The sequence below is a fragment of the Pseudomonas sp. BAV 4579 genome, assembly GCF_009765395.1.
Taxonomy (GTDB): Bacteria; Pseudomonadota; Gammaproteobacteria; order Pseudomonadales; family Pseudomonadaceae; genus Chryseomonas; species Chryseomonas aestiva.
This window is the reverse complement of the sequence record NZ_WHOV01000059.1, coordinates 1-13,676: the sequence shown is the minus strand read 5'-3', so window position 1 is coordinate 13,676 and position 13,676 is coordinate 1. Positions and strand designations below refer to the sequence as shown.

Below are 13,676 nucleotides of genomic sequence, written 5' to 3'. Positions count from 1 at the left end.
GGGCCTCCTGCCCCTCGCGCCTTGCTCGGCGTCCTGCCTCGCATCCCCCTCCGCAACACCTGCACTCGGCCTCACTGACGGGGACGGGGCGCCAGCCTGAGACTGCGGTGTTTACAGGCAGAGCCAGAGTCAGTCGTAGCGTGGAAAACCGCGCAGCGTTTTCCGTTGGCGCGTAACGTCGATCCCTGTGGACAAGGTTTCGCCGTTGTCCACGCTACAGACGGTTATCGCTTTTCAACCAACACTTTCAGGCTAGCGAATCGCCCCGTTCAGGAGGGCGAACGCCAGCGTCGTGGAGGGGTCGAGCCGCATGGATGCGGCGAGAGGCCTAACGGGCCATGGAGGGCCCGTGTAGGCCGACCCCGGAACGGCGCTGGCGTGAGCGGACCCGCAGCGAAGCGAAGGGCCGGATGGTCGGGGCAAGCGGTTTTGGTTACTTTTGTCGCGACTGACAAAAGTGACTCGCCCGGGTGGGCGAAACAAAAAACATCAGCAAAATGCGATAAACAGCTAGCCACCGATAGCCCAAAGGCATTGGGCTTCGCTGGCGCTCAACTCAAGCTTGGAATCACGCCTTTATCTCGGTCATGGACTGCTCCTACAGCAGGGGGCTCACCTGTAGGAGCGGCCCATGGCCGCGATAAGAAGGTTGTCCAGGCCAGGGGCAAGCCTCTTACTTGGCCATCACGCGAGTAATCCGATCCCCCTCGGCATCATCCTGGCCCTTGGCCTTGTTGACCGCGTAGACCACACCCTTGGCGTCCACCACCGCATGGTTGGGGTAGGTACCTAGTTCCAGGTTGGCCTTGAGGGTGCCGTCCGGGTCGACCACGGTCAGGGTGCCGGCGCCGCGGTTGGTGACGTAGGCCAGGCGCTTGACTGGGTCGAAGGCCACGTTCAGCGCCCCGGCGCCAGTGGTGACGTTGTGCAGGGTCTTGCCGGTCTTGGCGTCGACGATCAGCAGGTTGTCGCTGCCCTGGGCGGTGATGAACAGGCGATCGGTCTGGGGATCGTGGGCCACGCCCATGGGGGTCTTGGCGCCCTGGATCGGGAAGACCTTCTCGACGGTCTCGGTCTTGGCGTCGATCACCGCGGCTTCGTTGGTCTTCAGGCTGACGGCGTAGAGCTTGTGCACCGCCGGGTCCAGGTGCATGCCGACCACGGCGAACTGCTCGCCGCGCACGCCCGATTCGATGGTGATGTGCTTGCGCACGGCCGGGGTCTTGGCGTCGAAGCTGACGATGTCCGGGGTCATGGCCGCCGAGGCGAAGGCGCGGTCGAGCTTCTCGTCGACCACCACGGTGTGGGCATGGGGCACGAGGCCGGGTTCGAATTGCTTGGCCAGGCCCAGGTCGCTCTGGCGATAGACCGCCACGGTGTTCTGCCGGGTGTTGGTGGTCCAGACGGTGCCGTTGCGATCGTCCACGCCCACGCCGTAGACGGCGTAGACACCGGCCTCCGCGCCGGGGGCGGCGGCCGGGGTGATCTGGCGTTCGATGGCCAGGTCCTTGGGATCGAGCTTGAGCAGTTGCGAGACCTTGACCGGTGGGCGGCCCACGGCCGAGGTGACGAAGAGGGCGCCGGTCTTGGCGCTGCTGTCCACCTGGTAGAGGCCGGGCACCAGTTTGACCGCGGTGAGGCTATAGGCGTCGGCGCCGGATAGCGGCACCACCGGCGAGACCTTGAGCGGGAAGACCGCGGCGCCCGAAGGCTGGGCGGTGCTGATGACGATGGGGTGCTGGCCGGGGGCGGCGTCTTCGGGGATGCGCAGGGTCGCCTTGAAGTTGCCCTGGGCGTCGGCCACGTAGGCGGCGTCGGGGTTGAGCGCCACGCCGCCGCGGGACAGGGTGATCTGCTGACCGGGGGTGAAGCCACGACCGTCCAGCGCCACCTCGCTGCCGGCCAGGATGGCGGTGCCGGTGACGGGGCTGGCCTTGATCTCGCCGTGGTAGTCCGGATCGGGGGCTTCGAAGCTGGAGCGCGCCTGGGCGGCTTGCCCACCCAGCGCCAGCAGGGCGGCCAACAAGGTAACGGAAAAGACGCGCCGGCCCTTGGCCGAAGACGCTGGAGCGATGTTCATCAGGGATTCCTTGTAGCGGCGATCAAGATACCCGCGCCAGAGCGCCGGGCGGCAGAAGCCCTCCTGGGCTGGACCATGTTAAGGCGAAAGCGAAATACTTGCATTTAGATTTGCAGTTTTTACGCGTGCTCGTTGTCCGGGGTCTCGAGGGTGCGCTGCATCAGACAGGCGCCGGCGCCATAGCCGGCCAGTTTGGCCTTGAGCGCGGCGTCGGCGGGAACCGGATGATAGTGGTGGCGCTGCCAGTAGCCGATGGCGTTGGACAGCGACACCAGCCGCCCCTGGCGCAGGCGGGCGCGTCGGGCCTGGCCCTTGGCGTGGCGATAGAGCCGCCCGGCCACGCCCTGGCCCTGGGCGGCGGGATGCACCGCGCAATCGTGCAGGAACCAGGTGCAAGCCTCGCTCGGCAGCTGCTCCAGGCGCGCCCCCAGCACCGGTGGCAGGCCGTCGTCCCAGGGATAGGCGATCAGATAGCCGCGCAGGCGATCTTCGGCATCGGTCGCCGCCCAGCAGTGCTCCGGGGCGAGCTCCAGGCGATTGACGTAGAAGGCGCGGTCTTCGAGCAGGTCGGCGGGGTAGGTGGCCGCCTGGATATCGAGAACGGCAGGGATATCGGCAGGGCGCAGCGGGCGTATCGAGGGCATGACGACGAGGCGAAAAGGTCCGGCCGGGCAGTATGGTCACTGCCCGGCCGGGAGGCAAATGCCTCGGAGCCGTGGGTGGTGAGTCCCGTCGACTAGCCTGCGCCTTGGCGCGGGGGACCGGATTCCGCCGACGACCTTGGCGTGCCTGGCGCCGCCGCCGGCTTCAAGCCTTGGCGATCAGCCGCGAATTGCGCTCGTTGCGGAAGTGCAGGTCCTCGATCCGCTGGGTCGTGGTCTCGGCTTCCTGGCGGGCGGCGAGGATGAGGTCGTGGTGCGGCGACTTGGCGCAGACCGGGTCGGCGTTGCGTGCGTCGCCGGTGAGCATGAAGGCCTGGCAGCGGCAGCCGCCGTAGTCCTTTTCCTTCTCGTCGCAGGAGCGGCAGGGCTCGGGCATCCAGTCGTAGCCGCGGTAGACGTTGAAGCCGAAGGAGTCGTACCAGATGTGCCGCAGCTCCTGCTCCTTCACGTTGGGGAAGGCGATGGGCATCTGCCGGGCGCCGTGGCAGGGCAGGGCGGTGCCGTCCGGCGTGATGGTCAGGAACAGCTTGGCCCAGCCATCCATGCAGGCCTTGGGGCGCTCTTCGTAGTAGTCCGGGGTGACGAAGATCAGCTTGCAGGGATGGTTCTCGGCCTTGAGACGCGCGCGGTACTCGTTGGTGATGCCTTCGGCGCGCTCCAGCTGGGCCCTGGTCGGCAGGAGACCGGCGCGATTGCGCTCGGCCCAGCCATAGAACTGGCAGGTGGCGAGTTCGACGAAGTCGGCTTCCAGCGCCAGGCAGAGGTCGATGATCTGGTCGATGCGATCGATGTTGTGCCTGTGGGTGACGAAGTTGAGCACCATCGGGTAGCCATGGGCCTTGACCGCCTTGGCCATGGCCAGCTTCTGGGCGAAAGCCTTCTTCGAGCCGGCCAGCAGGTTGTTCACCTGTTCGTCGCTGGCCTGGAAGCTGATCTGGATATGGTCCAGGCCGGCCTCCTTGAATTCGGCGATGCGCGCCTCGGTGAGGCCGATGCCGGAGGTGATAAGGTTGGTGTAGTAGCCCAGCCGGCGCGCCTCGCGGATCAGCTCGGCGAGGTCCTGGCGCACCAGGGGTTCGCCCCCGGAAAAGCCGATCTGGGCCGCGCCCATCTCCCGCGCCTCGGCCATGACCTTGAACCACTGTTCGGTGGTCAGCTCGCGCCCCTGGGCGGCGAAGTCCAGGGGATTGGAGCAGTAGGGGCACTGCAGCGGGCAGCGATAGGTGACCTCGGCCAGCAGCCACAGGGGCAGGCCGACGCTGGGCGCAGCAACGGTGGGTGGCTGCGGCAACTGCATGGGCGTGCCCGGCAGGCTGATGTCAGCCGAGCAGGAGCCAGTGCTCTGCACGGGCGACCTCCATGAATTGTTCGACGTCCGCACCCAGTTCGGGGACGCCGGGGAAGCGTTCGTCGAGGGCTTCGATGATGGCGGCCACGTCACGCTGGCCGTCGATCAGCCCGCCGATGGCGGCGGCGCTGTCGTTGAGCTTGATCATGCCCTCGGGATAGAGCAGCACATGGGCGTCCTGCGCCGGCTCGAACTGGAAGCGGTAGCCGGGACGCCAGCGCGGCACCTGGGTGCGGTCGAAGCTCATAGGTCGATTCCTCGGTGCCAGCAACGCTCGGCGGTGACGCTGTGATAGGGCGGGCGGTGCAGTTCGTAGGCCATGCTCATGGCGTCCAGCATGCTCCAGAGGATGTCCAGCTTGAACTGCAGGATCTCCAGCATGCGCTGCTGGGATTCCCAGCTGGTGTAGTGCTGCAGGGTGATCTGCAGGCCGTGCTCGACGTCGCGGCGGGCCTGGCCCAGGCGGGTGCGGAAGTACTCGTAGCCGGCCGGATCGATCCAGGGGTAGTGCTGTGGCCAGGCGTCCAGCCGCGACTGGTGAATCTGCGGCGCGAACAGCTCGGTCAGGGAGCTGCTGGCGGCCTCCTGCCAGGAGGCGCGGCGGGCGAAGTTGACGTAGGCGTCCACCGCGAAGCGCACCCCGGGCAGCACCAGTTCCTGGGAGAGCACCTGCTCGCGATCCAGGCCGGTGGCCTCGGCCAGGCGCAGCCAGGCCTCGATGCCGCCTTCGCTGCCGGGCTCGCCGTCATGGTCGAGGATACGCTGCACCCACTCCCGACGGATCTCGCGATCCGGGCAGTTGGCCAGGATGGCGGCGTCCTTGAGCGGGATGTTGACCTGGTAGTAGAAGCGGTTGGCCACCCAGCCCTGGATCTGCTCGCGACTGGCACGACCCTGGTACATGGCCACGTGATAGGGGTGGTGGATATGGTAGAGGTCGCCCTTGGCGCGCAGGGCGGCTTCGAATTCGGCGGGCGTGAGGGCGTTGGGCATGGCGTTCACAACTCGATGGACATCCCGTCCCAGGCGACTTCCACGCCCTGGCGCGCGACGATGGCGCGTTCGGGGGAGTCTTCGTCCAGGATCGGATTGGTGTTGTTGATGTGGATCAGCACCTTGCGCTGGCGCGCGAAGCCGGCCAGCACCTCCAGCATGCCGCCGGGACCGCTCTGCGGCAGGTGGCCCATCTCGGTGCCGGTCCGGGTGCCCACGCCGCGACGCTGCATCTCGTCGTCGGTCCAGAGGGTGCCGTCCACCAGCAGGCAGTCGGCCTGGCCCATCAGCTCCAGCAGGGCGGCGTCCGGCTGGCCGAGGCCCGGGGCATAGAACAGCTTGCCGCCGGTTTGTCGGTCATGGACCAGCAGCCCCAGGTTGTCGCCCGGATGTGGATCGTGGCGATGGGGCGAATAGGGCGGCGCGGCGCTGCGCAGCGGGAAGGGCGTGAATTCCAGATGCGGGCAGGCCGCAATGGTGAAGCTGCCGCTCAGGGCGATGGGCTGCCAGCTGAGCCCGCCGTTCCAGTGTTCCAGCATGTTGAACAGCGGAAAGCCGGTGGTGAGGTCCTGGTGGACCATCTCGGTGCACCAGACCTGGTGGGGGCAGCCTTCACGCAGGCTGAGCAGGCCGGTGGTGTGGTCGATCTGGCTGTCCAGCAGGACGATGGCGCGGATGCCGGTGTCGCGCAGGGCCCGCGCCGGCTGCAGCGGGGCGAAGCCGGCCAGCTGGGCGCGGATGTCGGGCGAGGCGTTGCACAGGATCCAGTTCACCCCGTCGTCGGACAGGGCGATGGAGGACTGGGTACGGGCCTGGGCCCTGAGGGTGCCCTTGCGGAAGCCGTCGCAATTGACGCAATTGCAGTTCCACTGGGGAAAGCCACCGCCGGCGGCGGAGCCGAGAATCTGGATATGCATGGGAAAGGCTAAACCTGGAAAAAGTACGCCCCGGCGAACCGGGGCGTGGGGCGCATCAACGGTTGGCGAAGTACATGGTGACTTCGAAGCCGATGCGCAGGTCAGTGTAAGCAGGCTTGGTCCACATGGGAGGTCTCCTCTTTTGACTGCGAAAGCCGGATGGATCCGGTCGTCAAGTCTAACAAATGTTATCTAGCTAAGGGTTTTTGCCGCGACGAATCGCTGGCGGTCCGGCGGACATAACTGTCTTACCGATCCTGCAACAGATTGACCGCCAAGGCTGGCCGACGCTCCCGGGAAAGTGTTGAAAGCTATGACATCCAGCCGGATGGCGCGCCGGCATTGGCCAGGGCGAAGCGCGGCGCGTCGCTGGCGGTGAGTTGCTGCCAGGCCCGCTGCAGGGCCCCGTCATCCAGGGCGGCCAGGGCCTGCTGCAGGGGCGCGAGATCCAGCGTCCCGCTGCGCTGGAAGCCCCACCAGAGCCGCTCGGCCAGGACGGCGCGTTGAGGGGTGGCGGGGCTGAAGTCGCGCACCAGCTGACGGATGTCTTCTGCCAGCGTCGTGGCCTCGGCCTGCACCGCCTTGAGGCTGTCGGCCAGGCAGCCTTCGATTTCCGCCAGGATCTCCGCTGCCCGGGCCTGGGGTGACTGAACACCGATCAAAAGACCGGCCTGATCGCCCAGCTGGCGATAGGCGGAAAATATCGCGTAGCCCAGTTGCCGCTCGCTGCGCAGACGCTGGAACAGCGGTCCTTGCAGGCGCGCCGCCAGCAGCCGCCAGGCGGCTTCGGTGGTGGGGCGCGCGTCGGGTTGCGGACAGAACAGCAGCAGCGCCTGCTGGGCATCGGCGCTGGGTTCGGGGTGCCAGTGGCGGCCGGTGAAGCTGGACAGTTCGCCCCGCGGCCCGGCCTGGGGCCGGGGCGGCGGGGTGACGGCAGCCAGGGATGCCTGCGCCGTCCGCGGCAGGCCGCAGGCGAGGGCTTGCCAACGCGGGCCTTCGGCAATCTCCGTCAGCGGCGTGACTGCAGTCAGTCGCTCGGGCAGGACCTTGAGCAGCTGGCGGATCAGCATGGGCTCGGGCGGGACCGCGGGTGCCGGGCTGCTGTTATCCCGCTCCGCCGTCAGGCGTCCGAGCGCCTGCTCCAGCACCGCCGGCAGCGCCGCGGCCCAGCCTTGCAGTCGCAACTCCCAGGGCGCCCCCGGTGGACTCCAGCGCAGGTTGACGCCCGCTTCGGCGGCCAGCCGGGGGAGCGCGCCCAGCACCCGGACGTCGGGCGCGACCGGTGGCGGCCCCGGCCATCGCCAGTGCAGGAACAGCAGGCCTTCGCGCTGCTGCGGGGCAAGGGCCTGACTGATCGGCCAGGGCTGCAGCGCCGGGGCGCTCGAAGGTACGGGGTCAACGAGCAAAGGATTGGGCGGTGGCAGGCTAAAGGGGGCGGCGACGGGCGATGCCCGGTTCGCTGCATCGGCCAGGCCGGCGGCGAAACCGCTGAGACGCTCCGGGACCAGTTGCGCGAGCAGCCGCGGCCAGGCGGCCTGGGCGGCGGGCGAGAGGGCCGGTTGTGGCCAGGCGTCTCCGGGTCGATCCAGCCAGAGGCGTTCACCCAGGCGTCTTGCCAGCGCCAGGGCGGGCAGGGTGGCCCACTGACGCCGGACCCGCTCGGCGTGACCCTGCTGCAGCGTGGCGAGAGGTGTCTGGCGCAGGGTGTCCAGCCAGGCGAGGAGGGTGCGGGTCAGGTGGCCGGGGCTGGCCTGAGGACCGGGTGAGAGATCCAGCCGGAGCTGGCCCTGGCGGGCCTGGCGATAGGGCCAGGCGAGGCTGAGCTGTTCAGCCTGGCCCGCCTGGCGCAGGAGGGCGGGCAGGCCGCCGGGATGGTCGCCGAGCAGCAGGGCCTCCAGCAGCTCCGCCGCCTCCCAGCTGCCGGGCGGCAGGTCGTCGAGAGCGAATTGCAGGGCCAGCCTGGGCAGCGCGGCGGTAATGGTCTGCCAGCGTTCGCCGGTGGCCGGGAGTGGCGGGGGCGCTGCATTCGCGGACGCAGGAGCGGATGCCAGGACGGCGCCGTGTTCGCGGGCCAGCTCTGCCAGTTCGGCCAGCGGTTGTGGCCCGGCCAGCACCAGCAGGGCGTTACCGGCGCGGTAGTGCTGGTGCTGGAAAGCGCGCAGCGCCCTTTGGAAGGCGCGGCTCTGCAGCGGCAGGCTGTAGCGATTGCCGGCGTGAAAGCCGGCGGCGGGATGGTCCGCGGGCAGGCCGGCGGCCAGGGCCAGGGCCAGGTCGCGGCGGGTATCGGCGCTGCGCGACCAGGCGATGAATTCGGCGTGCAGCACCTCGCGTTCGCGGCGCTGGGCGTCTGGTGTCAGCAGCGGTGCGGCGAGCATGTCCAGCAGTCGGGCGAGCCCGGCGGCCAGATGCTCGGGGGCCAGGGCGAAAAAGAAGTCGGTGGTGGTCTCGCGGGTGCTGGCGTTGAGTTCGCCGCCCAGGCGCTGCACCAGCGGCATCAGGCCGTCCGCCGCCGGATAACGCCGGCTGCCGAGAAAGAACAGGTGTTCGAGAAAGTGCGCCAGCCCCGGAAAGGCTCGCGGTGCCTGGTGACTGCCGGCGCCGATGCGCACCAGGGCGGCCGCCTGGGGCAGCTCGGGATCGTGCAGCAGGGCGACGGCCAGGCCGTTGGCCAGGCGCAGGCGGCGGTGTTGGGAAAGAGAGCTGGGCATGGGGGTAGCTTAACCGAGTCCAGGGGAAGGTGATGGAGCGGGGCGTGCCCTCACCCCGGCCCTTTCCCTGGGGGAGAGGGGGAAGAGCGAGAGCCGTGCCTGGTTTGGCCCTCACCCCGGCGCTCTCCCAAGGGGAGAGGGAGAGGAGCGGATGGGGTACCTGGGTTTGTCCTCCCCCTGGCCTTCTGCCAGGGGGAGAGGGAGCGTTCGAGGCACGGTCTTGACCCCGTAGCGTGGAAAACGGCGCAGCCTTTTCCGCTGGGCCCTGGGTGCCAGGGGGCTCTTTTCATAGAGAGAAAAAACCCAGGCGAAAAAAATCCCGGCTGGGCCGGGATTTCGGGGTGGGGCGAGGGGGGTTCCAACAGGATGTCAAAAATGCTCGAAGCATCCTCACCCCGAACCCTCTCCCGGAGGAGAGGGGAGCTCGGGCGCGGGCGCCCTTACTTCTTCTCGGGCAGGGCGAAGGCCATCACGTAGTCACCCTGCTTGGTGCCCAGCGAGCCATGGCCGCCGGCATAGACCAGCACGTACTGGCGACCGTCCTTGCCGGTGTAGGTCATGGGGGTGGTCTGGCCACCGGCTGGCAGGCGGCCTTTCCACAGTTCCTTGCCGTTCTTCACGTCATAGGCACGCAGGTACTGGTCCAGGGTGCCGCTGAGGAAGGCCACGCCACCGGCGGTGGTGACGGTGCCGCCCAGGCTGGGCACGCCCATGGGCAGGGGCAGCGGAACCGGCGAGTTGTCGCGCACGGTGCCGTTCTTGTGCTTGTAGACCAGTTTGCCGGTGGTCAGGTCGAGACCCGCCACGTAGCCCCAGGCGGGTGCCTGGCAAGGCAGGCCCAGCGGCGACAGGAAGGCCGACAGGATCACGCCATAGGGCGCGCCCTTGTTGGGCTGGATGCCCTCGGTCTCGCTCTTGCGGGCCGGCTGGTTGGCGATCTCTTCACGCGGTACCAGCTTGGAGGTGAAGGCCATGTAGCTGGGGTTGAGGAAGGCGATCTGGCGCACCGGATCGACCGAGATACCGCCCCAATCGAACACGCCGAAGTTGCCCGGGTAGACGATCGACCCTTGCGTGGACGGTGGGGTGTAGATGCCCTCGTAGCGGTGCTCGCGGAAGGCGATGCGGCACAGCGCCTGGTCGAAGGGCGTACCGCCCCACATGTCGCTTTCCTTGAGGGTCGGCGCGGCCAGATTGATCGAGGAGACCGGCTGGGTCGGCGAGGTGTGGTCGCCTTCCACCGCGCCCTGGGGCACCGGGGTTTCCTTGATCGGGTAGATGGGCTGACCGTTGGTGCGGTCCAGCACATAGATGCTGCCCTGCTTGGTCGAGGCCATCAGCGCGGGTTTCACGCCGCCTTCGGTCTTGATGTCCACCAGGGTCGGCTGACCGCCCACGTCCATGTCCCAGAGGTCATGGTGGGTGAACTGGTAGTTCCAGCGCACCTTGCCGGTGGCGATGTCGAGGGCGACCACGCCGGCGCTGTACTTCTCGGAGTCCGGGGTACGGTCACCGCCCCACTGGTCGGGCATCTGGTTGCCCATGGGCAGATAGACCATGCCGATCTTTTCGTCGACGGCCATCATCGACCACATGTTGGGCGAGTTGCGGGTGTAGACGCCATCGGCGGCGATGGGCGCGGTGGCGTCCGGATTGCCGCTGTCCCAGTTCCACACCAGCTTGCCGCTGTGCACGTCGTAGGCGCGGACCACCCCGGACGGCTCGTCGGTGGAGACGTTGTCGGTGACGTGGCCACCGATGATCACCAGGTTGCGGGTCACCGCCGGCGGCGAGGTGGAGTAGTAGCCGCCGGGCGTGAAGCTGCCCATGTTGGCGGTCAGGTCGACCTGGCCGTTGTCGCCGAAGTCGCTGCACACCTTGCCGGTGTCGGCGTTGAGGGCGATCAGGCGGGTGTCGGCGGTGGGCAGGAACAGGCGGCGCGGGCAACTGCTGGCGGCCGGGGTGCTCTGCTCGTCGACCGGCACGGCACTGCCGGTGGCCGGGCTCTGGCCGGCGGTGGTGGTGCCGGCGTAGGTGGCGTCGTCATGGTAGGCCACGCCGCGGCAGGTCATGTGCGCCCAGCCCTTGAAGCTGTCGGCGTGCTGGGTGCTCAGCTTGGGATCGAAGCGCCAGATTTCCTTGCCGCTGTCGGGGTCCACGGCGATCACCTGGCTGTGCGGCGTGCAGACATAGAGCTTGCCGTTGACCTTGAGCGGGGTGTTTTCCGCGGTGGTCTCCTGGGGATCGTTCGGGCCGGGGATGTCGCCGGTACGGAAGGTCCAGGCCGGTTGCAGCTCCTTCACGTTGTTGACGTCGATCTGCTTGAGCGGCGAGTAGCGATCACCGAAGGCGGTGCGGCCATAGGACGGCCAGTCGCCATCGGCGGCGGTTGGGGCGGCGCTTTCGACGCCTGCGGTATCGCGGCCCAGGTCACCGTCCAGACGGTTGTAGTTGACGAACTGGGCAACCAGGGCGACGACCGCGGCGATCACCAGGGAGCCGACCAGCGGCAGGCCGCCACTACGGCTGTCCAGCGGACGGCGGAACACCGGGATCAGCAGCACCAGGCCGAGGACGAACCAGAGCGCCAGGCGCGGCACCAGCTGCCACCAGTCGAACTGGACTTCCAGTACGGCCCAGGCGGTGGACATCACCAGGAAGAAGGCATAGACCCAGACCCCACTGGCCCGCCGGATGCACAGCAGGTAACCACTCAGGGCGAGCAGCACGCCGCCGCCGAGGTAATACAGGGACCCCCCGAGGGTGGCCAGTTTGATGCCCAGCCCCAAGAGGGCGAGGCCCAGGAGGATGAACAGGATGCCGAGTAACCTGGCAGGCAGGCCTCCCGGTCTCGCGTTGGAAGTGACAGTCATGGCAGCGCTCGCAATGCAATCGTGAAAAGAGACTTCGACTCGATCGACGACATCGCAAATCGGAACCGCATGCGGATCTGTCGTCTGCTACGTCTGAACCTGTTGTCTGTCTTATTGTTCCACCCCTTCGCCGGCTTCCCTGGCAGGAGGCTAGAGCGGTCGCGCTGAAGCGAAGGAGGGGATGGATCGGGGGCGTCGTCTGAATCGGGCGGGTAGATAGTAAGCTAAGCATTGACTGATGTCACTTCGCGATGACGGAAGGAAGGAACCCGGGGCGCGCCGTGCCTGCTACCATCGCGAGCCGTTTCCGCGATGCCTTCCGCCATGTCCGACGTGCTTGCCCTGGTCCAGGCGACCTTCGACGTCACCGCCCCGGTCTTCGCCCTGGTGCTGCTGGGCTGCGTGCTCAAGCGGCTGGGCTGGATCGACACCCCCTTCATCAACACCGCCTCGGCGCTGGTGTTTCGCGCCACCATGCCGACCCTGCTGTTTCTCGGCATCCTCAAGGCCGATCTCGGCGAGGCGCTGCAGCCGTTGCTGCTGGGCTATTTCGCCCTGGCCACGGTGGTGAGCTTTCTCGCCGCCTGGGGCTGGGCGCTCTGGCGCTGCCCCCATGCCGATCGCGGGGTCTATGTGCAGGGTGCCTTTCGCGGCAACTGCGGCATCGTCGGCCTGGCCCTGGCGACGACCCAGTACGGCGACTATGGGCTGTCGGTGGGCGGGATCATGGCCGGCATGGTCATCCTCTTCTACAACGTGCTCTCGACCATCGTGCTGGCGATCTACAGTCCGCACCTGGAAGCCAACTGGCGCACCCTGCTGCGCAGCATCCTCGGCAATCCGCTGATCATCGGTATCCTGCTGGCGATTCCCTTCGCCTATTTCCAGTGGCAGCTGCCGCGCTGGCTGGACACCTCGGCGCGCTACTTCGCGGGTCTCACCCTGCCGCTGGCGCTGATGTGCATCGGCGCCACCCTGTCGCTGGCCGCGCTGCGCGAGAGCAGCGGCCTGGCGCTGGGCGCCAGCCTGTGGAAGATCGTCTGGATCCCGCTGCTGGGCGTGCTGGGCGCCCTGGCGCTGGGCATCCAGGGACCGGCGCTGGGCATCCTCTTTCTCTACCTGGGGTGCCCGACGGCGGCGTCGAGTTTCGTCATGGCTCGCGCCGCCGGCAGCAATGCCCAGCTGGCGGCGACCATCGTGGTGCTCAGTACCCTCGGCGGGATGCTGACCACCAATCTCGGCCTGCTCCTGCTGAAGGGATTCAGCCTGCTCTAGACCAGGTCGGCCAGACATCGGCGATGTGAGAACGTTTATCGGTTGTATCCAGCCAAAAAGGCAGATTTGAGCGTAAATGGTCTGGCCTCGATCGTTCCCCGGTCGGTTCGCCCTCTTGATGTCTATCGCGATAAGTAGTTGAGAGGAGCGCGACCGCACTCTCCCAGTCCTACGCGTGGTATCCATGAAACGCTCACTCCAATTCAGCCACAAGATCCTGCTGGCGGCCGCCCTGGTGGTGACCCTGGCCCTGGCCGGCTTCGCCAGCTTCAATGCCTACTTGCAGCGCCAGGCGATCACCCAGAGTCTCGAAGCCTCGCTGGGCGAGATCGGCCGCATCACCGCCGGCAACATCGCCTACTGGCTGGACGCGCGGGTCAAGCTGATCGACAGCCAGGCCCAGGCGCTCAGCCGCGACAGCAGCCCGGCCAACGTGGTGGGCCTGCTGGAAGAGAAGCTCTACACCAGCAATTTCGACTCCACCTACCTGGGAGAGGTCGACGGCACCTTCACCGACCGCCCCCATACCCCCATGGAGGCCGGCTACGACGCTCGCCAGCGCGACTGGTACAAGGCCGCGGTCAGCGCCGGCGGCCCGTGCTGGCGAAGCCGGGCGCGGCTTTGCGGTGGTGGCCGACGAGGTCCGCTCTCTGGCCAGCCGCACCCAGAGTTCGGCGCAGCAGATCCAGCAGATGATCGAGGAGCTGCAGAGCGGTTCGCGTGACGCGGTGGCCCTGATGCAGGAAAGCCAGCGGCAGAGCGCGCTCAGCATGCAGGTGGCCAAGAGCGCCGGCGAGCGGCTGGGCAGCGTGACCGAGCG

At 67.7% G+C, this 13,676-nt stretch carries 10 protein-coding genes and 1 pseudogene; 2 read left to right on the top strand and 9 right to left on the bottom strand.

Annotation, left to right across the window (positions count from 1 at the left end; all coding sequences use genetic code 11):
- Positions 1-673 precede the first annotated feature (673 nt).
- The 9 genes from GSQ95_RS13485 to GSQ95_RS13445 form a co-directional block, all read right to left on the bottom strand.
- Positions 674-2,080: an ATP-binding protein gene (locus tag GSQ95_RS13485; RefSeq protein ID WP_158894711.1), complete on the bottom strand. Its 1,407-nt coding sequence runs from the start codon at positions 2,078-2,080 to the stop codon at positions 674-676.
- Between the two features lie 119 nt (positions 2,081-2,199).
- Positions 2,200-2,724, bottom strand: coding sequence for a GNAT family N-acetyltransferase (locus GSQ95_RS13480; protein WP_158894714.1), 525 nt, complete (start codon positions 2,722-2,724; stop codon positions 2,200-2,202).
- Between the two features lie 163 nt (positions 2,725-2,887).
- The gene (pqqE, locus tag GSQ95_RS13475) at positions 2,888-4,039 is read right to left on the bottom strand and encodes a pyrroloquinoline quinone biosynthesis protein PqqE (protein WP_158894732.1); all 1,152 of its coding nucleotides are present in this window, start codon (positions 4,037-4,039) and stop codon (positions 2,888-2,890) included.
- 22 nt (positions 4,040-4,061) lie between these two features.
- Positions 4,062-4,337 (bottom strand): pyrroloquinoline quinone biosynthesis peptide chaperone PqqD, encoded by a 276-nt coding sequence (pqqD, locus tag GSQ95_RS13470; RefSeq protein ID WP_133862265.1) that lies wholly within the window; start codon positions 4,335-4,337, stop codon positions 4,062-4,064.
- Positions 4,334-5,083 carry a pyrroloquinoline-quinone synthase PqqC gene (gene pqqC / locus GSQ95_RS13465; protein ID WP_158894717.1) on the bottom strand — a complete coding sequence of 250 codons (750 nt, stop codon included), beginning with the start codon at positions 5,081-5,083 and terminating at the stop codon, positions 4,334-4,336. Before pqqC ends, pqqD begins: the two co-directional genes overlap by 4 nt.
- Before the next feature lie 5 nt (positions 5,084-5,088).
- Positions 5,089-6,000 carry a pyrroloquinoline quinone biosynthesis protein PqqB gene (pqqB, locus tag GSQ95_RS13460; protein WP_158894720.1) on the bottom strand — a complete coding sequence of 304 codons (912 nt, stop codon included), beginning with the start codon at positions 5,998-6,000 and terminating at the stop codon, positions 5,089-5,091.
- A gap of 55 nt (positions 6,001-6,055) precedes the next feature.
- Positions 6,056-6,127, bottom strand: coding sequence for a pyrroloquinoline quinone precursor peptide PqqA (gene pqqA / locus GSQ95_RS13455; protein ID WP_003243383.1), 72 nt, complete (start codon positions 6,125-6,127; stop codon positions 6,056-6,058).
- Positions 6,128-6,311: 184 nt separating this feature from the next.
- Complete coding sequence (pqqF, locus tag GSQ95_RS13450) at positions 6,312-8,708, bottom strand: pyrroloquinoline quinone biosynthesis protein PqqF (protein WP_158894723.1); 2,397 nt, start codon at positions 8,706-8,708, stop codon at positions 6,312-6,314.
- 440 nt (positions 8,709-9,148) lie between these two features.
- The gene (locus GSQ95_RS13445; protein WP_158894726.1) at positions 9,149-11,581 is read right to left on the bottom strand and encodes a glucose/quinate/shikimate family membrane-bound PQQ-dependent dehydrogenase; all 2,433 of its coding nucleotides are present in this window, start codon (positions 11,579-11,581) and stop codon (positions 9,149-9,151) included.
- Positions 11,582-11,914: 333 nt separating this feature from the next.
- On the opposite strand from GSQ95_RS13445, the gene GSQ95_RS13440 reads away from it, so the two are divergent.
- Together GSQ95_RS13440 and GSQ95_RS13430 are read left to right on the top strand one after the other, a co-directional pair.
- A complete protein-coding gene (locus tag GSQ95_RS13440) occupies positions 11,915-12,856 on the top strand; it encodes an AEC family transporter (protein WP_372240081.1) in 942 nt (313 codons plus the stop codon).
- Between the two features lie 590 nt (positions 12,857-13,446).
- Positions 13,447-13,676, top strand: a pseudogene (locus tag GSQ95_RS13430) (methyl-accepting chemotaxis protein); the annotation flags it as partial.